At 65.3% G+C, this 21,783-nt stretch carries 14 protein-coding genes; 4 read left to right on the forward strand and 10 right to left on the reverse strand.

Features of this window, described 5'->3' with window-relative positions; all coding sequences use genetic code 11:
* Positions 1-802 precede the first annotated feature (802 nt).
* The gene (locus L6D77_RS11775) at positions 803-2,422 is read right to left on the reverse strand and encodes an FMN-binding glutamate synthase family protein (RefSeq protein WP_232883350.1); all 1,620 of its coding nucleotides are present in this window, start codon (positions 2,420-2,422) and stop codon (positions 803-805) included.
* A 180-nt stretch (positions 2,423-2,602) separates the two neighbouring features.
* Between L6D77_RS11775 and L6D77_RS11780 the strand changes: the two genes are divergently transcribed.
* The gene (locus L6D77_RS11780) at positions 2,603-2,860 is read left to right on the forward strand and encodes a type B 50S ribosomal protein L31 (protein WP_232883351.1); all 258 of its coding nucleotides are present in this window, start codon (positions 2,603-2,605) and stop codon (positions 2,858-2,860) included.
* A 162-nt stretch (positions 2,861-3,022) separates the two neighbouring features.
* Here the strand turns inward: L6D77_RS11780 and L6D77_RS11785 are convergent, their stop codons facing one another.
* On the reverse strand, positions 3,023-7,312 hold the full coding sequence (locus L6D77_RS11785) for a DEAD/DEAH box helicase (protein WP_236170049.1): 4,290 nt from the start codon (positions 7,310-7,312) through the stop codon (positions 3,023-3,025).
* A 180-nt stretch (positions 7,313-7,492) separates the two neighbouring features.
* Between L6D77_RS11785 and L6D77_RS11790 the strand changes: the two genes are divergently transcribed.
* The gene (locus L6D77_RS11790; protein WP_232883353.1) at positions 7,493-7,906 is read left to right on the forward strand and encodes an NUDIX hydrolase; all 414 of its coding nucleotides are present in this window, start codon (positions 7,493-7,495) and stop codon (positions 7,904-7,906) included.
* Here L6D77_RS11790 and metR read toward each other — a convergent pair.
* The gene (gene metR / locus L6D77_RS11795; protein ID WP_125462838.1) at positions 7,890-8,807 is read right to left on the reverse strand and encodes a transcriptional regulator MetR; all 918 of its coding nucleotides are present in this window, start codon (positions 8,805-8,807) and stop codon (positions 7,890-7,892) included. The genes L6D77_RS11790 and metR overlap by 17 nt on opposite strands.
* A gap of 196 nt (positions 8,808-9,003) precedes the next feature.
* Here metR and L6D77_RS11800 point away from each other — a divergent pair, with 196 nt between their 5' ends.
* Positions 9,004-9,999, forward strand: a complete 996-nt coding sequence (locus tag L6D77_RS11800) for an alpha/beta fold hydrolase (protein WP_232883354.1) — start codon at positions 9,004-9,006, stop codon at positions 9,997-9,999.
* Positions 10,000-10,178: 179 nt separating this feature from the next.
* Here L6D77_RS11800 and L6D77_RS11805 read toward each other — a convergent pair whose 3' ends face one another.
* The 7 genes from L6D77_RS11805 to L6D77_RS11835 all read right to left on the reverse strand — a co-directional run bounded on the left by L6D77_RS11805 (position 10,179) and on the right by L6D77_RS11835 (position 17,061).
* Positions 10,179-10,514, reverse strand: coding sequence for a GlpM family protein (locus tag L6D77_RS11805; RefSeq protein ID WP_151030154.1), 336 nt, complete (start codon positions 10,512-10,514; stop codon positions 10,179-10,181).
* Positions 10,515-10,541: 27 nt separating this feature from the next.
* Entirely contained in the window at positions 10,542-11,870 is a 1,329-nt protein-coding gene (gene aauR, locus L6D77_RS11810) for a two-component response regulator AauR (protein ID WP_269807514.1), read from the reverse strand.
* A 13-nt stretch (positions 11,871-11,883) separates the two neighbouring features.
* On the reverse strand, positions 11,884-13,788 hold the full coding sequence (aauS, locus tag L6D77_RS11815; RefSeq protein WP_125857622.1) for a two-component sensor histidine kinase AauS: 1,905 nt from the start codon (positions 13,786-13,788) through the stop codon (positions 11,884-11,886).
* A gap of 58 nt (positions 13,789-13,846) precedes the next feature.
* Entirely contained in the window at positions 13,847-14,581 is a 735-nt protein-coding gene (locus tag L6D77_RS11820; RefSeq protein ID WP_038706667.1) for an amino acid ABC transporter ATP-binding protein, read from the reverse strand.
* Positions 14,578-15,249, reverse strand: coding sequence for an amino acid ABC transporter permease (locus L6D77_RS11825; RefSeq protein ID WP_232883355.1), 672 nt, complete (start codon positions 15,247-15,249; stop codon positions 14,578-14,580). Before L6D77_RS11825 ends, L6D77_RS11820 begins: the two co-directional genes overlap by 4 nt.
* Complete coding sequence (locus L6D77_RS11830; RefSeq protein ID WP_153786296.1) at positions 15,250-15,996, reverse strand: amino acid ABC transporter permease; 747 nt, start codon at positions 15,994-15,996, stop codon at positions 15,250-15,252.
* A gap of 147 nt (positions 15,997-16,143) precedes the next feature.
* Positions 16,144-17,061 (reverse strand): glutamate/aspartate ABC transporter substrate-binding protein, encoded by a 918-nt coding sequence (locus L6D77_RS11835; RefSeq protein ID WP_232883356.1) that lies wholly within the window; start codon positions 17,059-17,061, stop codon positions 16,144-16,146.
* A gap of 323 nt (positions 17,062-17,384) precedes the next feature.
* On the opposite strand from L6D77_RS11835, the gene L6D77_RS11840 reads away from it, so the two are divergent.
* Positions 17,385-21,710 carry an NEL-type E3 ubiquitin ligase domain-containing protein gene (locus L6D77_RS11840; RefSeq protein WP_232883357.1) on the forward strand — a complete coding sequence of 1,442 codons (4,326 nt, stop codon included), beginning with the start codon at positions 17,385-17,387 and terminating at the stop codon, positions 21,708-21,710.
* Positions 21,711-21,783 lie beyond the last annotated feature (73 nt).

The raw sequence follows: 21,783 nt of genomic DNA on the forward strand, positions 1-21,783 counted from the left end.
AGGTAGGGGACGAAACGGGGTGGGTCGGGGACGATCTTCTTCATGGCGAAACCTCAGTGCGTTACGGGAGCCGCCATCTCGATCTTTCTCACGGATGAAGGTGGCAGCCGTACGCGGGGTGAGAAACCGGTGCACTGAAGCCGGCCAGACCGAAGTCTGCCCGCGCATGGCTGCCATAAACCGAAAGCCTTGGCAGTGCAGGTCGGGTTCTCACACCCGGTCACCCATTTTGGCGACCGGGTGAAGTTAGCCCTGAGGGATTTCCCCGACAACGCAGCAACTTCCGGCAGGCGCGTAGGATAGTTCCCAAGCCTTTTGGGCTGAAGCATTTGGTTGCAGGTTCGGAAATGTCTTACGGGGTGGGTGGTGTGGCCTTGGAGGTTCTGGCGGGCTACCGCGTGAGGGCGGCCAGGTGCCTGGCGGGAGCCTTACAGCGCCTATGAGATCGAGCGCCGCCCGCGCGGCGCATCGCTGGCAAGCCAGCTCCCACATCTGTTTCGGGCCAGTTATGCCTGTGAGGGTACCGCTGCCCGCCTTGGTGCATGTCTCAAGTCAGGCGGGGGGCCAGTGGTGCCCACCTCAATACCGCGTCGTGCCAACAAGGCGTACAGCGATGAAACAACAGGAGTGACTGGCCCGAAACAGATGTGGGAGCTGGCTTGCCAGCGATGCGCCGCGCGGGCGGCGCTCGATCTTATAGGCGCTGCAAAAACATCGGCGAACACCTGGTGGCCCTCACCCAATATCCCGACGAGCACCTGGCAGCCCTCACTCAAACCTCTTGAAAGGCAACCCAGCCCCCTCAAGCCGCCACCTCACTCTGCGGCTCAAAACTATCCGCCCGAGCCAACTGCCACATCCGCGAATAAAACTGCCCATTCACCTCGCCGGTCAGCAACTCCCCCGGCTTGAGGAACACATGCATCTGCGAAAACAACTTGATCTCGGTCGCCGAAATCCGCCGCACCAGGTGCTTGGCCTCCAACTGTGCGGGATGCTCCAGCCCCGCCGCCGCCAGCATCTCGGCCAGTGCGCGCAAGGTGTTGTGGTGGAAGTTGAGCACCCGCTGGGCCTTGTCCGGCACCACCAGCGCGCGCTGGCGCAGGGCGTCTTGGGTGGCGACCCCGGTCGGGCACTTGTTGGTGTGGCAGCTCTGCGACTGGATGCAGCCAATGGCGAACATGAACCCACGCGCCGAGTTGGCCCAGTCGGCACCAATGGCCAGCACACTGGCGATGTCGAAGGCGCTGACGATCTTGCCGCTGGCGCCGAGCTTGATCTTGTCGCGCAGGTTCAAGCCCACCAGGGTGTTGTGCACGAACAGCAGCCCTTCGCGCAGCGGCACGCCGATATGGTCGGTGAACTCCACCGGCGCTGCGCCGGTACCGCCTTCCTTGCCATCGACCACGATGAAGTCAGGGAGGATGCCGGTCTCCAACATGGCCTTGGCGATGCCCATGAACTCCCACGGGTGGCCCAGGCAGAACTTGAAGCCCACCGGCTTGCCGCCGGACAACTCACGCAACTGGGCGATGAACTGCATCATCTCGATGGGGGTGGAAAACGCGCTGTGGCGGGACGGCGAAATGCAGTCCTCGCCCATCAGGATGCCGCGGGTCTCGGCGATCTCCTGGGTGACCTTGTGCTTGGGCAGGATGCCGCCGTGGCCGGGCTTGGCGCCCTGGCTCATCTTGATTTCGATCATCCGCACCTGCGGGTTCTGCGCCTGGGCGGCGAAGCGCTCGGGGTCGAAGCGCCCGTCGGGGGTACGGCAACCGAAATAGCCGCTGCCCAGCTCCCAGGTCAGGTCGCCGCCGTGCTCGCGGTGGTAGGGGCTGATGCTGCCTTCGCCGGTGTCGTGGGCGAAGTTGCCGAGCTTGGCGCCCTGGTTCAGCGCGCGGATGGCGTTGGCGCTGAGCGAGCCGAAGCTCATGGCCGAGATGTTGAAGATCGACGCCGAGTACGGCTGGGTGCACTGCGGGCCGCCCACGGTGACGCGGAAACTGGCCGGGTCGGCCAAGGGCGCCGGGCGCATGGAGTGGCCAATGAACTCGAAGCCCGACTCGTACACATCGATCAGCGTGCCGAAGGGTTTGTCCGAGGCTTCGTTCTTGGCCCGGGCATACACCAGCGAGCGCTGGGCACGGGAGAACGGCAGGGCGTCGCTGTCGGCCTCCAGCAGGTACTGGCGGATTTCCGGGCGGATGGCTTCGACCAGGTAGCGGATGTTGCCGAGGATCGGGTAGTTGCGGCGTACCGCGTGGCGCTGCTGCAGCAGGTCGAACACGCCGATCAGGCTGAGCACCCCGGTGGCCAGGGTGAAGGGCCACAACCACTCGTAGTGGAGCAGCGGCAGGCTGGCGAGGGTGAACAGCACGCAGGCGGCGAAGAAGGCGTAGCGACTGAGAAGTGACAGGCTCATACGGGGTCCTTGCGAATGGCTCGGTCAGGCTCAGGGCCTGGGGCGAACCCCGACCATAGCCCGCTGGCCGGCCCATGGCCAGCCTGGTGCGGCGCAGGAAAAATGAAAAGATGGGTATCGAAAATCATTCGCGATAATATATGTTATAAAGTATCACTTTGATCCCGAGGAGTACCCACCATGAAAGCTGGCATCCACCCCGCGTACCGCACCGTGCTGTTCCACGACACCGCTGCCGATGTGTACTTCTTGATCGGCTCGACCGTCGATACCGATCGCACCCAGCAGCACAGCGATGGCCAGACCTACCCCTATGTGGCGCTGGATGTGTCCAGCGCTTCGCACCCGGTGTACACCGGTCAGCAGCGCAAGACCACGGTGGAAGGGCGGGTGGCAGGCTTCAACAAGCGCTTTGCCGGCTTCCAGGCCAAACGCTGAGCTTGTGGGGATTGCCCAGCCATTCGCCCATAGCACTGGATTCTTGTGGGAGCGGGTTCACCCGCGAAGCAGGCGACGCGGTGGATGGCACCGGCCTTGCCGGTGTTCGCGGGTAAACCCGCTCCCACAACTTCCTGCTAAATCAATTGGTCCCATGCAGTTTTACGAGAGCAGTGGCGTACCGCGCAGTAGATGCTGGCGCCAACGATCCTGCTCGGTGGCCGACGCCTCAACCAGATACTGATACTTCCCCGCCACCCGGCACGCTACCGCCACCCCATCCCGGTACAACAGCCGATTGCCGCTCACCGCCGGCACCTTGGCCCCCGGCAGCAACGTGCCCAACAGGTTCAACGGATCACAACCACTCACCACCACCAACGCCCCGTCCGCTTCGCGCCTGCGCACCTGGCGCAACACCCCGATGGCCTCGGGCAAGGCGAACTGCTCGCCGGCCAGCCCGGCGATGAAGCGCCCGCCACGGATCTCACCGCGCGCTTCGAGGCGGTGATAGCACTGCAGCAACTCACGCCACGCCGGCAGCACATCGCTCTCGCGCTCCAGCAGGCGCCAGCACACCACGCCGTAGCGGCGCAGCAGGCTGCGGGCGATATGCTCCAGGCGCAGGTCGTTGTCCACGTCGCTGCCCGCGCGGCGCAGCAGCGCCCAGCGCCCGGCATGGGCCATGGCACTCGACAGCGGCGGATGCCCGCGCCGGCTGCTGCGCGAAGCGCGTTTGGCCGCCGGGGTGATCAGGCTGCGCAGGCCACTGAAACCGTCGGCGCTGGCCAGGCCAAAGCCGACCAGCTCCTGCAGCGCGGTCTCCAGCTCGCTGGGCAGCAGGTGAGCCTCGTGGGTCAGTTCGTCGAAGAACAGGGCGTCGTGGGCCTGCAAGCTTTGCAGCACGCGTTGGCCCCGCGGCGACAGCTGTTCGGGATCCGGCGTGGGCGCAAGGCTGCGCCACAACCCAAGCTGCTCGCGTGGCAGCAGCACCAGGGGTGTGCTGGTCAAGGTGCTGGCCGAAGCCGAGGCCGCCAAACGGCTCCAGGCCCACTGGCCGCTACGGCAGGCATCGTCCAGCCAGTGCGGGCTGTAGTCCTTGATCCGCGCTGGTAACAGTTCCGCCTCCCAGGCGCCGGCAGCAGCCGGGAAACCTTGCAACTGGCCGAGCACCTCGCCCACGGCCTGCGGGCCACGCAGGCGCTCTTCGCCGGCCAGGTGCTGCCAGTCGAACAGAAAACGCATGAAATCCTGCAGGCTGACTGGTTCGATCTCGCGGCGCAGGCGCTTGACCGTGTAGCGGTGGATGCGCGCCAGCAGGTGCCGTTCGCACCACTGCACGGCGCGCTCACCCGGGTTGAACAGGCCGCGCAGCACGTAGCCTTCGGCTTCCAATCGGGCCAGGGCCTGCTCGCAGTCGCTCAAGGCACAACCCAGCGGGGTGGCAGCTTGGGCGAGGGTCAAGGGGCCGAACCCGCCCAGCCGGGCCCGCAGCAGTTCGGTCAACGCGGTGTCCTGCTCAAAAGGCTGGTCGAAGCCCGGCAGCGCTGGCAACACCGGCTCCAGGCGAGCGTCGGGGAACACTGCGTTGATCTGGCAAAGCCGCTCACGGGCCAGCCACAAAGGCTGCCCGCCCGCCTGCAGGCGGCACGCCCTGCCGGCCTGCGCCAGTTGCCCAAGCAGGGCTATCCACCCGGGGTTGGCTTCGGCTTCGGCCTGGGTGATCACACCCAGGCTCATCAAGGATTCATGCAGTTCATCGGGGTTGGTCGCCTGTGGCCAGGCTTCGGCCTGCACGGCGCTGATGGCATCCGGGTCCAGCGCACCGAGGTCGTCGCTGCTGTGCACCTCGTTCCAGCGGCGATTGAGCACGGCCTGGGTCCGCCGCTCTTCAAGCGGGGCATCGTCGAGGAAGGTGTAGGGCCGGGCGTTGAGGATTGCCGAGGCCAGCGGTGACGGCGCCGGCAGGTCGCGGCTGAGCAGGCGGATGCCGCCGGCCTCCATGCGCTGCAACAGCGCCAGCCAGCCCTCGCTGTCCATGGCTTGGTGCAGGCAGTCGTCGAGGGTCTGTTCGACCAGCGGGTGGTCAGGAATCTGCCGCTCGCCGACCAGGTTCTCAAGGCAGGCGATCTGGTCGGGGAACACCGCGGCTATCAGGTCTTCGCTTTTCATCCGCTGGATCTGCGGTGGCACCTTGCGCCCGCCCACATAGCGCGGCAACGCCATTGCCACCGCCGCGCACCAGCGCCAGCGCACGCCGAACAGCGGTGCGTCGAGCAGGGCCTGGACCAGGATCGGCTCGGCCGTGCGGCTGTTCAGGTAACGCCAGACCTCGTCCAGCTCGAAACTGTGGCTGTCGGACAGCGACAGCACGATGGCATCCTCGCTGGCCGCCGCCTGCAGCTCGAAATTGAACGTACGGCAGAAGCGCTTGCGCAGGGCCAGGCCCCAGGCGCGGTTGATGCGGCTGCCGTAGGGCGAGTGAATGATCAGCTGGGTGCCGCCGGACGCGTCGAAGAAGCGCTCCATCACCAGGGTTTGCTGCGAGGGCAGGGCGCCGAGTACCTGCCAGGTGCGGCCGAGGTAGTCGAGCAACTGCTGGGCGCAGCCTTCATCCAGGTCATAGGCGCTACGCAGCCAACCCAGCGCCTGGTCAAAATCGCCGTTCTGCAGCTGTTCATCAAGGCGTGCCTGCAGCCGCGCGACCGCGGCCGACAGCTCGTCGCTGCGCGCGGGCGCCTCGCCGAGCCAGAACGGAAGTGTCGGTGGCTGGCCGCCGGCATCCTCGACCCGCACCCGCCCGGGCTCTACCCGCAGGATGCGGTAGGAGGCGTTGCCCAGCTGGAAGATATCGCCGGCGATGCTTTCTACCGCGAAGTCTTCGTTGACGCTGCCGATGTTCAGCGCCTGGGGTTCGAGCAGTACGGCGTAGTCGGCGGTTTCGGGGATGGTGCCGGCGCTGGTCAACGCGGTCAGCTGGCTACCGCGACGCCCGCGCAGGCTGGCGCTGACCGCATCCCGGTGCAGGTAGGCGCTGCGCACGCCCTGGCGGCCGTTGTAACCGTCGGCCAGCATGCGCAGCAGGGCCTGGTAGTGGCCTTCATCGAGGGTGGCGTAGGGGGTGGCCTGGCGTAGCAGGTTGAACAGCGCGCGCTCGTCCCAGGGCTGGTTGCTCACTTCGGCGACGATCTGCTGGGCGAGCACGTCCAGCGGCGCTGCCGGGATATGCAATGCGTCGAGTTCGCCCCGGCGCACACAGTCGAGCAAGGCGACGCATTCGATCAGCTCGTCCCGCGAGGTGGGGAACAGCCGGCCCTTGGGTACGCCATCGACCTGATGCCCGGAGCGCCCGACGCGCTGCAAAAAGGCGGCGATCGAGCCGGGCGAGGCGATCTGGCAGACCAGGTCGACATCGCCGATATCAATGCCCAGCTCCAGCGAGGCGGTGCTGACCAGCACCTGCAATTCGCCGGCCTTGAGCTGCCGTTCGGCCTTCAGGCGGTGTTCCTTGGCCAGGCTGCCGTGGTGCGCGGCCACGGCGGCGTTGCCCAGGCGCTCGCCCAGGTGGCGGGTGAGCCGTTCGGCCAGGCGCCGGGTGTTGACGAAGATCAGCGTGGTGCGGTGCTGGCGGGCCAGCGCGGCAAGGCGCTCATAGACCAATGCCCAGGCATCGGTGGCCATGACCGCGCCCAGCGGCACCGGCGGCACTTCAAGGGCCAGGTCGCGCTGGCGCACATGGCCGATGTCGACGATGGCGCAGGGGCGCTGGTGGCCGGCCAGAAACTGCGCGACCCGCTCCACCGGGCGTTGGGTCGCCGACAGGCCGATGCGCCGCAAGGGCCGGCCTGCCAAGGCTTGAAGGCGTTCCAGGGTCAAGGCCAGGTGGCTGCCGCGCTTGTTGCCGGCCAGGGCGTGGATCTCGTCGACGATCACCGTGTGTACGCCGGCCAGGCCTTCGCGGCCCGATGCCGAGCCCATCAGCACGTACAGCGATTCCGGCGTGGTCACCAGGATGTGCGGGGCCAGCTTGCGCATGGCCGCGCGTTCTTTCTGCAGGGTGTCGCCGGTGCGTACTGCCGTGGTGATGCGTGGGGCCTTGAGGCCGAGCTGCTCGACCTGCTGGCGGATGCCTTCGAGCGGGGCCTCGAGGTTCAGGCGGATATCGTTGGACAGTGCCTTGAGTGGCGAGACGTACACCACCTGGGTTTGCGCCGGCAGTTCACCGCCGTGTTCCAGCCCTTGGCGCAGCAGTTCGTCGAGCACGGCGAGGAAGGCGCTCAGGGTCTTGCCCGAGCCGGTCGGCGCGGCCAGCAGCATTGACTGGCCCGCGTGGATCAGCGGCCAGGCGCCGGCCTGGGCCTCGGTGACCGTGGCGAAACGTTGGCGGAACCAGGTGGCCACGGCGGGGTGAAACAGGCCGAGCACCGGGTGCTGGTGGGCGGGGAGGTTCATGGAGGGGTTATGGCGCGTTGCAGGCGGATAGGCAAGGGGCCGTTCGTCTGCCTGATCGAGCCCCATCGCTGGCAAGCCAGCTCCCACAGGGACCGCGCCATCCTCAATGTGGGAGCTGGCTTGCCAGCGATGAGGCCCGATCAGGTATCCTGCGGCCCCTGTTCACCCAGAGGCCGCCCCATGCCCAATACCATCCACATCGCCGCCGCGCTGTTGACCGATCCGCAAGGCCGTACCCTGCTGGTGCGCAAGCGCGGCACCCTGGCCTTCATGCAGCCGGGTGGCAAGATCGATGCGGGGGAGTCAGCGGCCCAGGCACTGGCGCGTGAACTGCACGAGGAACTGGGGCTGCGCATCGACCCGGCACAGGCCACGCACCTGGGCAGTTTCAGCGCCCCGGCCGCCAACGAGCCAGGATTCGTGGTCAAGGCCGAGCTGTTCCGCGTCGACAGCGCCGAGGCCGTGACCCCGGCAGCGGAAATCGAAGAAGTGGTGTGGCTGGCCGCCAGCGACACGCCAGCCCTGAACCTGGCGCCGCTGACCCGCGACCTGATCCTGCCGCTGTGGCGCCAGGGCCTCAACGCACCGCGCTGACCCCGTCGAGGGTGGCGAACGAAGTGTCCTTGGCGGTCAGCAGGAAGTCGCGCATGTAGGGCGCATCGAGCATGTCGGTGCGCACCGCCGCGTACAGCGTGGCGAACAGGCCTTTTTCCCCCAGGCGCTTGCCCTTCACGTATCCGCGCGAGCTGTACTCGTGCAGCGCCCAGTGCGGCATGCCGCACACGCCACGGCCGCTGGCCACCAGTTGCATCATCATTACCGTCAGCTCCGAGGTGCGCACCGCTGCCGGCTCCATGTCGGCCGGCTCGAGGAAGCGGGTGAAGATGTCGAGGCGGTCGCGCTCCACCGGGTAGGTGATCAGGGTCTGGTCGAGCAGGTCCTGGGGCACGATGTAGGGCTTGCTGGCCAGCGGGTGCTGGTTGGCCACGGCCAGCATGGCTTCATAGGTGAACAGCGGCACATAGGTGATGCCGGCCAGGTCCAGCGGGTCGGAAGTCACCACCAGGTCGAGGTCGCCGCGGGCCAGGGCCGGCAGCGGGGCGAAGGCGAAGCCCGAGGCCAGGTCCAGCTCCACCTCCGGCCAGGCGTCGCGGAACTGGTCGATGGTCGGCATCAGCCACTGGAAGCAGCTGTGGCACTCGATGGCCATGTGCAGGCGCCCGGCGGTGCCGCCGGCCAGCCGCGCGATATCGCGCTCGGCGCCGCGCAGCAGCGGCAGGGTGGCATCGGCCAGTTGCAGCAGGCGCAGCCCGGCGCTGGTGAAGCGGATCGGCTTGGTCTTGCGCACGAACAGCGGCAAGCCCAGGCGCTCTTCCAGCTCCTTGAACTGGTGCGACAGCGCCGATTGTGTCAGGTGCAGGCGCTCGGCGGCTTCCACCAGGCTGTCGGCCTCGCGCAGGGCATGAAGGGTTTTCAGGTGACGGATTTCCAGCACAAGGGCTCCGTGAAAAATATTTGAGGGAAACGGGATGGCGTTGAGTTTCCCTCATGTTGCCCTGGCCTGTCGACCGCTGCTTGGCAATGACCGCTCGGCAAGGTTCATGAAACCGTCACGGTTTTGTGGCAGCGCGAGCGAATGGATTTCATCAGACTCGCGCTCTACTGGGGATCTGCATTCTGGTGTTTTTTTCATGCGGGCTTTTTTACTTTTATTCCTTCTGCTGATCAGCGCTTCGGCGAGCTTTGCCGATGACCGCTGTAACCCACAGGTGCCGGTACAACGTGCCGAGCTGGGTGAGCTGAGCCTGGTCTACCAGAGCGTCGGCGCGCCGCGTGATCCGGCGTTGCTGCTGGTGATGGGCCTGGGCGGCCAGCTCATCCACTGGCCGGACGATGTGGTCGAGGCGCTGTGCCGCCAGGGCTTTCGGGTGATCCGTTACGACAACCGCGATGTCGGCCTGTCGCGCTGGAACCAACTGCCGGGCTCGGCCAACCTCACCCTCGAAGTGTTGCGCTACAAACTGGGCCTGCCGGTATCGGCGCCCTACAGCCTGACCGACATGGCCGGTGACGGCCTGCACCTGATGGATGCGCTGCAGATTCGCCAGTTCCATGTGCTGGGGGTGAGCATGGGCGGGATGATTGCCCAGCACCTCGCGGCCATGGCGCCGGAGCGGGTGCGCAGCCTGACGTTGGTGATGTCCAGTTCAGGCGCGGCCGGGCTGCCGGCACCCAACCCGGCGCTGGTGCAGTTGCTGGCGCGGCGCAACGCGCCGAATCGCGAGGTGGCGATCGAGCAGCAGGCTGACCTGCTGGCGGCCCTGGGCAGCCCGCAGGTGAAGGATGACCGTGCGGTGTTGCTCAAGCAGGCGGCGCAGGCCTATGACCGGGCGTTCAACCCCGAGGGTGTGAAGCGCCAGATCATGGCGATCCTTGCCGAGCCGAGCCGGGTGGAGCTGTTGAATCAACTGCGGGTGCCGACGCTGGTGGTGCATGGCACCGCCGATCCGTTGTTGCCGGTGATGCATGGGGTGCATTTGGCGGCGCATATCCAGGGCAGTGAGTTGCGCTTGATTCCGGGGTTGGCGCATCGCTTCCAGGAGCCGTTCAAGCAGCCGCTGTTGGGGGCGGTGCTGCCTTACCTGCAGTCGCATCGGCAGGATGTGACGCATATCGCCGGGCTTTGAAGCGCCTGGCCTGATTGCATGGCCCTTGTAGGAGCGGCCTTGTGCCGCGAAAGGGGCGCGGAGCGGCCCCAGTTTTAGTGTCACAACACAAATTGCCGGGGCTGCTCTGCAGCCCATTCCGGCCGGTCCGGCGCCCCGGCAAGGCCGCTCCTACAGGGATCGCACGAGGCAGGCGTCTGTCAGTGCAGCCGCACCCACACACTCACCAGCACCGTCGCGGCCATCAGCCAGGCCACCGTGGCCAGCGCCAGCGACGCCTCCAGGCGCATCCGGTCGACCAGCACATACAAGGTTGCCAGGTACACGAAGTACGGAATGATCGACCACATGCCGAACAGGATGGTGGTCTTCAGGTCGTCCACCGAGCGCCCTTTGCCGACGATGTAGTGGGCGATCAGGGCGAAGGTGGGAAACAGCGGCACCAGCCCTGCGATGTAGTAGTTGCGGGTCTTCGACAGAATGGCCAGCAGCACCACCACGCCGGCGCCCAGGGCCGCTTTGAATACCAGGTCCACGTTGTCTTTCCAGGTTGAGGTTGCCGATCAGCCGAGGCCGTATTTCTTCACTTTGTCGAACAGCGTGGTCTTGGCCATGCCCAGCTCCTGGCTGGCCTGGCTGAGGTTGCCGCCGGTGCGCTGCAGGGCGTCGCTGAGCAGGTTGCGCTCGAACGCCTCGACCGCCTCGGAAAAGCCCAGGCCCTGGCTGGCGCCGCCGCTTGAGCTTTTCTTGAACGCCGGCAAACCCAGGGCATGGCGTTCGGCGACGTTGCGCAGTTCACGCACGTTGCCCGGCCAGTCGTGGGCCATCAGTTGCGACAGGGTCTGGCTGTCGAGCTCCGGTGCCTCACGGTCGAAGCGCAGCGCCGACTGCTGCAGGAAGTGCTCGAACAGCTGCAGGATGTCTTCACGGCGCTCGCGCAGGGGCGGCAGCTCCAGGGTCACCACGTTGAGGCGGTAATACAGGTCGCTGCGGAACTGGCCGCTCTGGCCGAGGGCGTCGAGGTCGGACTTGGTGGCGGCGATCACCCGGCAGTCCACCGGGATGCTCTGGTTCGAGCCCAGGCGCTCCAGGGTGCGCTCCTGCAGCACGCGCAGCAGCTTGATCTGCAGGTTGATCGGCATGCTCTCCACTTCATCGAGGAACAGCGTGCCGCCATTGGCGTGCTCGATCTTGCCGATGCGCCGCTTGCCGGCGCCGGTGAAGGCGTTGGCCTCGTGGCCGAAAATCTCGCTTTCGAACAGGTTCTCTGGCAGGCCGCCGCAGTTCAGCGCCACGAACGGCTGGCCCTGGCGCCGGCTGAAGTCGTGCAGGCAGCGGGCGACCAGCTCTTTGCCGGTGCCGGTCTCGCCTTCGATCAGCACGTTGGCCGAGGTGTCGGCAACGTTGGCGATCAGCTCGCGCAGGTGCTCCATGGCCGGCGAGCGGCCAATGATGCGGCCCTCCAGGCTGCTCTGTTCGACCAGTTGGCGACGCAGGGCGACTACTTCGCGGGACAGGCCGCGCTGCTCCAGCGCGCGGCGCACCACGTCGACCAGGCGCTCCGGCGAGAAGGGCTTTTCCATGAAGTCGTAGGCGCCGTTGCGCATGGCACCGACCGCCATGTCGATATCGCCGTGGCCGGTGATCAGCACCACCGGCAGGCTGCGGTCGCGGGCCTTGAGGCGGTTGAGCAGCTCCAGGCCATCGATGCCCGGCAGGCGGATATCGCTGACGACGATGCCGGCGAAGTCATCGCCGATGCGTTCCAGTGCCTGCTCGGCGCTGCCGACGCCTTCGCAGGCGATGTCCTCGAGGGCCAGCGCCTGCTGGCAGCCGAGCAGCACATGGGGATCGTCTTCGACGATCAAGACCGTCAAGGGTGCTTGGTTCATAGGGACCCTTCGTTCATGGGAGCTCTGCGGATTCGGTGGGCGGCGTGGCCAGGGGCAGGGCGAGGACGAACGCCGTACCGCCGCCGGCGGGGTGTTCGACGCTCAGGGTGCCCTTGGCGGCGGTGGCCAGGCTGGCCGACAGGGTAAGGCCAAGGCCCAGGCCATGCTCGCCCGGTTTGGTGGTGAAGAACGGTTCGAACAGGTGCTTGCGCGCTTCCGGGTCGATGCCGTGGCCGTTGTCGCGTACCCACAAGCGGTACTTGTCGCCCTGGGCTTCGCCTTCGAGCCACAGCTGCGGCAGCGGTTGGGTGGCCATGGCGTCCAGGGCGTTGCCGATCAGGTTGACCAGGATCTGTTCCAGGCGGGTCTGGTCGATGGCCAGCTGCTGGTCATCGAACTGGCGGTGCAACTGCAGATGGCACGCACTGATGCGGTTGCCCAGCACCTGCAGGGTGGCTTCGACGGCCTTTTCCAGCGAGGCCTGGCCGCGGTCGTCGCCGCGCCGGGCGAACGAGCGCAGGCTGGCAGTGATGCGGCCCATGCGGTCGATCAGGTCGTTCATGGTGCGCAGGTTGGCGCTGGCGGTTTCCAGCGCGCCGCGCTCTAGGAAGCGCACGGTGTTGCCCGACAGCGTGCGCAAGGCCGCCAGCGGCTGGTTGAGTTCGTGGGCGATGCTGGTGGACATCTGGCCGATGGCCGCCAGCTTGCCGGCCTGCACCAGCTCGTCCTGGGCCTGGCGCAGGGTCTGTTCGGCGTGGCGGCGCTCGCGGATCTGGCCCTTGAGGCGTTCGTTGCTGGCGCGCAGGTCGGCGGTGCGCTCGGTGATCTTGCGCTCCAGGTGGCTATTGGCCTCTTCCAGCGCCTCGCGGGCGGCCAGGCGGGTGGCGATCACCTTGCGCCGCTCGTTCCAGGCGATGGCCAGGATCGCCAGCAGGGCGAACGCCACGCCGACCAGGATGCCCTGGACCATGGACTCGCGGCGCAGGTCCTGCAGCGGGGTGAGCAGGGTGAAGTGCCAGGGGGTGTCGACCAGGCGCCGGGTCTGGGCCAGGTAGGTCACCTCGTGGGGCTTGCCGTGGGCGGTTTCGCTGTTGGCCGGGAAGGTCAGTTTCTCTACGCCATCGGCCAGGGTTTCGCGGGCCAGCGGTTGCAGCTCGTTGAGCGGCCACCAGTAGTACTGCAGGCTGCGCGCCAGGCGTTCCTTGATCTGTGGGTTGAGCGGGCGTACCGACTTGAGGCGCCGGGCCGGGTCGCTGGAGAGGATGATGATGCCGTTCTCGTCGCTGACGAAGGCTTCCAGGCGGGCGCGTTGCCAGCGCTCCTCGAGGGTGTCCAGGCGTACCTTGATCACTGCCACGCCGATGATCTTGCCGTGTTCTTCCAGGCCATGGGCCAGGTAGTAGCCGGCCTCGCCGGTGGTGCTGCCGATGCCGTAGAAACGCCCGGGCTCACCGCGCACGGCGGTTTGGAAGTAGGCGCGGAATGCCAGGTCTTCGCCGAGGAAGGAGTCGGCGTCGCGCCAGTTGCTGGTGGCCTGCACCCGGCCGTTGGTGTCGAGGACGAAGATCGCCCGGCTGCGGCTGCGCCGGTTCAGGCCTTCGAGGTATTCGTTGACGGCCTGGCGATCACCGGCTTCGGGGTCGGTGAGCAGGCGCGAGACGCTGTCTTCAAGCTCCAGCAGGCTGGGCAGGTAGGTATACTTGCTGATTTCGCTTTCGACCGTGCGCGCATGCAGTTCCAGCGCGCGCTCGCCGCTTTCGCTGAGGGTGCGGATGCCATTGCTCTCGCTGATCAGATAACCAGCCATGCCCAGACCGACCATCAGCAGGATGACCAGGGGTGGCAGCAGCAATTGGCGGATCAGGCGGGATTTCACGGCAGGCTGGGCAGGGCGAAGGAGCGAAGGGTCGCATTTCATCACAGTGGCCTTGTCACGACCAGCGTCCGCTGCCGGGCAGGCAGCGGACGTGGCTCACTCAGTGTTGCAGGATCTTGCTGAGGAAGTGCTGGGTGCGCTCGTGGCGGCCTTCAGGGTTGCCGAAGAAATCTTCCTTCTGGCAGTCCTCGATGATGTTGCCCTTGTCCATGAAGATCACCCGGTTGGCGACCTTGCGCGCAAAGCCCATCTCGTGGGTGACGCACATCATGGTCATGCCTTCGTGGGCCAGTTCGACCATCACGTCGAGCACTTCGTTGACCATCTCCGGGTCCAGTGCCGAGGTCGGTTCGTCGAACAGCATGACGATCGGGTCCATCGACAGCGCGCGGGCGATCGCCACGCGCTGCTGCTGGCCGCCGGACAGCTGGCCGGGGTGCTTCTTGGCGTGGGCACCCAGGCCGACGCGGTCGAGCAGGGCCAGGCCCTTCTTGGTGGCTTCGGCCTCGCTGCGGCCGAGTACCTTGCGCTGGGCGATGGTCAGGTTCTCGGTGATCGACAGGTGCGGGAACAGCTCGAAGTGCTGGAACACCATGCCGACCCGCGAACGCAGCTTGGGCAGGTTGGTCTTGGGGTCGGCGATGGAGGTGCCGTCGACCACGATGTCGCCTTTCTGGAACGGCTCCAGCGCGTTGACGCACTTGATCAGCGTGGACTTGCCCGAGCCCGACGGGCCGCAGACCACCACCACTTCACCTTTCTTGACCTCGGTGCTGCAGTCGGTCAGTACCTGGAAGTCCCCGTACCACTTGTTGACGTTCTTGATGGAAATCATACGGTGATCCTTTTTTGCAGGCGCTTGACCAGCCAGGAAGCGGAGAAGCTGATGAGGAAGTAGACGACACCGGCGAAGATCAGGAACTCATGGGAGCGCCCGATGATGTCGCCGTTGGAGCGCGCCGAGTTGAGGAAGTCGATCAGGCCCACGGTGTACACCAGCGAGGTGTCCTGGAACAGGATGATGCTCTGCTGCAGCAGCAGCGGGGTCATCTTGCGGAACGCCTGGGGCAGGATGATCAGGCGCATGCACTGGCCATAGCTCATGCCCAGCGCTTGCGCGGCGCCCATCTGGCCCTTGGAGATCGACTGCACGCCGGCCCGCACGATTTCGCAGAAGTAGGCCGCCTCGAACATCATGAAGGCCACGACGCAGGAGGTGAACGCGCCCACCGGGGTGTCTTCGCCGGTGATCCAGCGCAGCACGAAGGGTACCGCCAGGTAGAACCAGGTGATCACCAGCAGCAGCGGGATCGAGCGGAAGTAGTTGACGTAGGCGCCGGCGACGTTCGCCAGCAGCTTGCTCGACGACAGGCGCATCAGGGCGAGCACGGTGCCCAGTGCGATACCGCCGACGACGCCCATGACCATCAGTTGCAGGGTCAGGACCATGCCTTCCCACAGGGCGGGCAGGGCCGGGATGATTTCGCTGAAATCCATGTCCATTTACTTGCCCCCCACGGAGATCAGGCCAGGTACCGCGACTTTCTTCTCGACCATGCGCATGAGCAGCATCAGGCCCATGTTCAGGGTGAAGTAGATCAGCGTGGCGAGGGTGAACGCCTCGAACAGGTTGGCGGAAAATTCGGCGGTCTGCTTGGTCTGTGCCAGCAGCTCCATCAGGCCGATCAGCGACGCTACCGAGGAGTTCTTGAACACGTTCAGGAATTCCGAAGTGAGCGGCGGAATGATGATCCGGTAGGCCTGGGGCAGCAGCACATTCATGTAGATCTGCGGCAGGCTGAAGCCCATTGCCCGGCCGGCCGACTCCTGGCCGCGGGGCAGTGCCTGGATGCCGGTGCGCACCTGTTCGCAAACGCGGGCGGCGGTGAACAGGCCGAGGCAGATGACCACGCTGATCAGTGCCGAGGTGGTCGGGTTGAGGTCCTGCTTGAACCACTCCTGCAGGCTTTCGGGCAGCAGGTCGGGTACCAGGAAGTACCAGATGAACAGCTGCACCAGCAGCGGTACGTTGCGGAACAGCTCGACGTAGGCGGTGGCGATCCCTGACACCAGGCGGTTAGGTACGGTGCGCATCACGCCGAGCAGCGAGCCCAGCAGCAAGGCGATGATCCAGGCGGAGATGGCGATGGCGATGGTCCAGCCCAGCCCGGTGATGTACCAGTCCAGATAGGTTTCGCTGCCCACGCCGGTGGACTTGAAGAACACGCCCCAGTCCCAGTTGTAATTCATCGGGATTTCCCCTCAGACGGTTGTTTCACGGGCACCTTGATACATCCGGGGGCGTTCGTCGCCCTCGGATGTAAAGGTTAGACACTAAAAAGTGGCCTGTCGGATCGAAACGTGCGCGCTGCGCACCAGGCCACTAGTTGCCTGGGATCAGGACTTCTTCTCGTCCGCGGCCTTGTCGGTCGGCTCGGCGATCAGTTTCTTCAGCTCGTCGCTCATCTGGAAGTTCAGATTGAGGCCTTTAGGCGGGATTGGCTGAGTGAACCACTTGTCGTAGCTCTTGTTGACTTCACCCGACTTGAAGTAGGCGACGATGGCTTCGTCGACCGCTTTCTTGAAGGCCGGGTCGTCCTTGCGCACCATGCAGCCGTAGATTTCGTACGACTGTGGGGTACCGGTGATGACCCAGTCGGACGGCTTCTTGGCCTTGGCCATTTCACCGGCCAGCAGGGCGTCGTCCATCATGAAGGCCACGGCGCGGCCGCTTTCGAGCATGTTGAAGGCTTCGCCGTGGTCCTTGGCGGAGATCACGTTCATCTTCATCTGCTTGTCGGCGTTCATCGCCTTGAGGATGCGCTCGGAGGTGGTACCGGCGGTGGTCACCACGTTCTTGCCGGCCAGGTCCGGGAAGTCTTTGAATGCTGGTTGGCCGTCTTTGAGCTTGGTCAGCAGGCGGGTGCCGACTTCGAAGATGCCCACCGAGAAACCAACCTGCTGCTGGCGCTCGACGTTGTTGGTGGTGGAGCCGCACTCAAGGTCGACGGTGCCGTTCTGCACCAGCGGGATGCGGGTTTGCGAGGTGACGAGGTTGTACTTGACCTTGATGTCGGTGCCCAGTTGCTTCTTCAGGGCATCGACCACAGCGATCTGGATGTCGTGGGAGAAGCCCACGGGTTCCGGCTTGCCGGCGAGGTAGGAGAACGGGATGGAGGAGTCGCGGTGGCCCAGGGTGATGGTGCCCGAGTCCTTGATCTTCTTCAGGGTGCCGGTCAGCTCTTCGGCCATGACGGGCGATGCGATGACTGCAGCCGCGATAGCGGCGCCCAGCAATTGACGAACGATGCGCATCAAATTTTCCTCGACGTGTTTGTTTTTTTTATGGAGCCGTTGGCGGACTCTTTCGTTCAACGAATACCGCAATCAAGCGAGTGCATTCGGCTACCAAGTGTAGAGCATGAGTCGTGCCAAGCTCTGGCAAAGATCATAACGGTGCGAAAACAAAGGGGATTAATCTTTTTTTACGGTTCTGAGTTCTGATGTTTCGTGCGGATTTCCGAATGAATGATTGATGTTCGTTCGGAAAGCCGAATGAATGGCTGGCAAGATCTATGTAACACCGGGCAGGTGCTGGCTGATGCTCTGCTGGGGCTTTTGCGGCAGGAGCCCCTGGCATGACAGAAGTTGCCATTACGCCTGATTCAATCGATGCATTCATTGCCAGCCGCTTGCCTGCCTGGTTGACCCAGGCAGACGAGTCACGCCTGGCTGCGTTCAATCGGGCGCTGCGCGCGCAACAGCAAAGCGCACACCAACTTGCGCCCCTGTTCAATGCCATCCCCTCCCTGGAGGCTTTTGCCGCACCGCTGCTTGAGAAGGCGCTGGAGCAGGCCGGCGCCGGCAAGCTCGATGTCCGCCGCTGCCAAGTGGGCATCAGCCGGGATATCGAACTGCCCGTTGCCTCGCCCCATCTCAAGGCGCCGTGGTACATCCATCACTCGACCCAGAGCCTGCTGGCCGCCGCGCTGCACAATTTCCACGAAAGCGAGACACGGCCTTCGATCTTTCGCCGTGCCGAACTGACCGATGAAGCTGGCAGGCCGCTGGCGTTCGGTTTTGAAGCCTTCACAACGCTTTGTCGCAAGCTTGACCTGGGGGGGAGCTACCAGTTTCTGCTCAAGTTGAGGTTCCAACCCCCGGGAGGGAGTGGGCTGAGCCGCCGTGAAATCGAGCGGCAGATGGAGGAGAACCAGCGGGCGCAGCTGGAGGTGGCAGTGCGAATGGCCAGGCTCAGGCAGCAGGTCGATGAGCAAAGTTTTCTGGAATTGCTGGCGGTGTTTGCCGCGAATCCGGCAGTGCCATCGGCCCCTGGGCTGGTCACGGCCCGCCAGCTCTACCTGCTGGGCAAGAAGGTGCGCGGTGTGGTCACCTTGGAAGTCCGCGAGGCACCAGGCAAGCCGCTCAAGGCCGTGATCGCCTGGATTCCGGGAGACCCCCGGCAACCGCTGAGCCGACATGCATCGTGGGAGGCACTTTACCTGGCACTGGGCATGCGCTTGCGCGACAGCGCTGCCAGGACGTTTTTTGGGCGTTTCATCAGCGAACGGGATCGCCCGGTATTCTTCGGCGCGCTCAAGGCGCTGGGGCGGGCTGCTGCACCGGGTGCGGCGCTAGAACTGGACGGACGCAACCTGGCCATCGGCGACTCGCTGTTCGTGCATTTGCGCAAGCTGCAATTGGAGAAGTTGCTGGACGATGCCCGCGTGCTGGCGGTGCCGACCGGCGATGAAGATGACGTCGACCGACATGCGCGCTTGAATGGGATGATTTCAGCTGGTTTCGACTTGCTGGCCTTGGCCGGGCTGTTCATTCCAGTGTTGGGTGAGGTGATGCTGGCTGTGACGGCGGTACAGATCGCTGAACAGGTCTACGAGGGCTATCAGGACTGGGAGATCGGTGACCGCCAAGGCGCGCTGGACCATCTGTTCGCCGTGGCGCAGAGCCTGGCGGTCGGGGTCGTGGTGGGCAAGGCAGGGACCGCCGCCGTGGGGCTCACACGGCGGTTGCCCTTTGTGGACGGGCTGATGCCGGTGCGTACCGACAGGGGTACGACCCGGCTCGCCAGTGAGCGACTCGAGGCTTATCAGCTGGAAGACCAGGCGACGGCAGTTGGTCATCAGGCACGTATGGCGCATGGCTGGCGCCTGCGCTTGCACGATGGGGCCTACCAGGTGAGCCAATCGGCGCAGGGGGGGCAGTGGCGTATCCAGCATCCCCGGCGCAGCACAGCCCATGCGCCATGGCTTGAGCACAATGGCAGCGGGAGCTGGCGCCATGAGCTGGAGCAGCCACAACGCTGGCAGGGCACTGGCCTACTGTTACGCCGCCTGGATCGGCGCCTGGCGAGTGTGCCTGAAGCTACCGCGCAGGCGCTGGCCGAAGCGACTGGCCTGGACGAAGGGCGTCTTCGCCAGCTGCACCTGGAAAACGCCCCGGCCCCCGCTCGGCTGCTCGACGCTTTCGAGCGTCATGAGCTGCATCGTCAGTACCCGGCTTTGCGCGGTGAGGCATTCGATGGGTATCTTGCCGAGCGCGAAAAAGTGGCAGGCCGCCCGGCCAGCCTGTTGCGCCGGGATTTTCCGGGGCTGAGTGTATCGGTGGCCGAGGAAATCGTTGCCCAGGCCAGCAGCGAACAGGTAGCCGGCATGCTGGAGCATGGTCGAGTACCGCTGGCCTTGGCCGAGCGTGCGCGCTGGCAGCTGCGTGACAGCCGCCTGGACCGCGCTTGTGCCGGCCTGCGCCAACCCGAGGCGGTCAACCCTGACTGCGAACGCCTGGCGCTGGGGCTGGTCGAGGGTTTGGCTCCCTGGCCGGCAAGCGTGCGCATCGAGTTGCGCGAAGCCAGGGTCGATGGTGCGTTGCTGGCCGCTCAGGGGGGCGCGCAGGCCAGCACCGTGTTGCGTGTGGTCAAGGCCAAAGACGGGTACACACTGCAGGATGGTCCGGGCGCCGAGCAGGCTACCAGCCGTGACAGCCTGATGCGCGCTCTGTGGCTGAGCCTGGATCAAGCACAGCAGGCGCAGTTGGGGGAGGGCGGCAGCGATGAGCAAATGTTCGTCGACCGGCTGGCTGCCAGTGCCAGTGCCGATCGCGAGCAAGTGGCCAGGGTAATCGGCATGGCGCCTGTCGGGCGTGGCCTGCAGCCGCCCCGGCGGTTGGCCGACGGGCGTGTGGGTTACCCGCTCAGTGGTCGGGGTGCAGGCAGCCGGCAGGCGATCCGACGGGGCATTCACCAGATCTTCCCGACGCTCACCGAGCTTGAGATGGAAGCCTATGTGCTGGATCTGCTCAGCAGGCGAGTCGACCTGTGGGAGCATTACAGCCTGCTGCAGCGCCAGTTGGGCGAGTTGCGCCAGCAATTGCGCAGCTGGCGTGATGAGGCGGACAACCCCTTGCAACTGCTCCGGCGGCAGCGGGTGACGGATGTGATTCGACGCAGTTGGCGGCGCAAGCTGGTTGATCTGGCCGGTGACCCGGTGCTGATGATCGAGGGGGAGCGGGTGGGTAGCCTGCCGACGCTGCCGGCAGGGGTCGATTTCTCTCACGTTCGGCGCCTGGTACTCAGGGATATGGGCTTGGCTGAGGTGGACGCTGATTTTCTCGCACGTTTTCCCAACCTGCTCGAGCTGGACCTGCGGGAGAACGCACTGACTGCGATCCCGCCTGGGGTAGAACGCATGACGCGGCTGCGGCAGTTGCACCTGGCCCGCAACCAGATCAGCCTGGACATGGCAGGCAACGCCCGGCTGGCGCCGCTATCGAGCCTGCATACCCTGGACATGAGCCACAACCCGCTGGGGCGCGCACCAGATGTGGCAGGCCTGCGTCAACTGCGTCGGGTGCTGCTGCGATCGACGGGGCTGGACACTTTGCCGGAACCGGCGCGTCGTCTGTCCTGGCGCGGCCTGGCGGACTTGCGCGACAACAGCATCCGTCAGTTGCGCCTGGAACTGAACACGCTGCGCCTGCGCCTGGGCCGCCTGAGCCTGCATGACAATCCGCTGGACGAAGCTGATGAGGCGCTGCTGGAGCAGGCCGGTGATGCACGTGAGCTGCAGGGCGCGCATGCTCCTGCCGATTTCGCCCTGCGCGATTTGTGGCTGGGGCACGAGCGCGGTGAGGTCCGCACGCAGCGCCAGGCAATATGGGAGGCGTTGCAAGCCGAGCCTGATTCGGCCGATCTGTTCCGGTTTCTCGCCGATTTTGCCCAGATCGATGATTTTGACGAATACCCCGAGTACTACCGAGGCCGGGTCTGGCACATTCTTGAGGCGTGCCACGCCCATGAACCGTTGCGCTTGCGCTTGTTCAGCGAAGCCAGTGGTCCGCGTACCTGTGAAGATCGCCTGTTGTTGACGCTCAGCCAGTTCGAACTGGCGGTGTTGGCCGAGCAGGCCGTGTTCGAGGGGCCCCAGGCCGACGTTGAGGCACGGCTGGTTGGGCTGGGGCGCAGCCTGCTGAGGCTGGATGAACTTGATCGTGTTGCCTCGCAGCACGTGCAGGAGCTGCTTCAGCGCGATATCGCCCTGGTCGACGAAATCGAAGTGCGCCTGTACTTTCGGGTCAAGCTTGCCAGAGCGTTGGGGCTACCGGCACAACCGTCTGCCATGCACTACGAAAGCTTCGCCAATGTCACCTCCAGTGACCTGAAGCGGGCGCAAGCCCAGGTGCTTGCTGCGGAAACCCGTGAGCGGTTGATCGAGTCGCTGGCACAAAGACCGTATTGGAAGCACTACGTCCATGAGCGCTACGCTGAGCGTTTCGAAGTGCTGGCCGAACCTTTTCATCAGCGGCTGGAGATCATCGAGCAAGCCGTGGAGGAAACCGGGGAGCAGTTGTATCTCGAACAAAGCAATGCGCTGATGGTCGAGCTCGAACGGGCTGAGCGGGAGCTCCTGCGTATCTTGGCCCGTGAAGCTTATCAGCGTTCAAACCCGTGAACGCTCTAGGGCGCGTTGACAGTGGCAAGGGCAACCCGGACCGTGGGGCGCGAATCCGGCGACGAGTCGACGT

It is taken from the genome of Pseudomonas parasichuanensis (assembly GCF_021601385.1).
Lineage (GTDB): Bacteria > Pseudomonadota > Gammaproteobacteria > Pseudomonadales > Pseudomonadaceae > Aquipseudomonas > Aquipseudomonas parasichuanensis.

Excerpts from the sequence above, each read along its gene's own strand:
- L6D77_RS11780 (WP_232883351.1), top strand. The coding sequence starts at position 2,603 with ATGAAAGCTGGCATCCACCCCGCGTACCGCACCGTGCTGTTCCACGAC.
- L6D77_RS11840 (WP_232883357.1), top strand. The coding sequence starts at position 17,385 with ATGACAGAAGTTGCCATTACGCCTGATTCAATCGATGCATTCATTGCC.
- L6D77_RS11775 (WP_232883350.1), bottom strand. The coding sequence starts at position 2,422 with ATGAGCCTGTCACTTCTCAGTCGCTACGCCTTCTTCGCCGCCTGCGTG.
- L6D77_RS11830 (WP_153786296.1), bottom strand. The coding sequence starts at position 15,996 with ATGAATTACAACTGGGACTGGGGCGTGTTCTTCAAGTCCACCGGCGTG.
- L6D77_RS11790 (WP_232883353.1), top strand. The coding sequence starts at position 7,493 with ATGCCCAATACCATCCACATCGCCGCCGCGCTGTTGACCGATCCGCAA.
- L6D77_RS11800 (WP_232883354.1), top strand. The coding sequence starts at position 9,004 with ATGCGGGCTTTTTTACTTTTATTCCTTCTGCTGATCAGCGCTTCGGCG.
- L6D77_RS11785 (WP_236170049.1), bottom strand. The coding sequence starts at position 7,312 with ATGAACCTCCCCGCCCACCAGCACCCGGTGCTCGGCCTGTTTCACCCC.
- aauS (WP_125857622.1), bottom strand. The coding sequence starts at position 13,788 with ATGAAATGCGACCCTTCGCTCCTTCGCCCTGCCCAGCCTGCCGTGAAA.
- L6D77_RS11825 (WP_232883355.1), bottom strand. The coding sequence starts at position 15,249 with ATGGACATGGATTTCAGCGAAATCATCCCGGCCCTGCCCGCCCTGTGG.
- aauR (WP_269807514.1), bottom strand. The coding sequence starts at position 11,870 with ATGAACCAAGCACCCTTGACGGTCTTGATCGTCGAAGACGATCCCCAT.
- L6D77_RS11820 (WP_038706667.1), bottom strand. The coding sequence starts at position 14,581 with ATGATTTCCATCAAGAACGTCAACAAGTGGTACGGGGACTTCCAGGTA.
- L6D77_RS11835 (WP_232883356.1), bottom strand. The coding sequence starts at position 17,061 with ATGCGCATCGTTCGTCAATTGCTGGGCGCCGCTATCGCGGCTGCAGTC.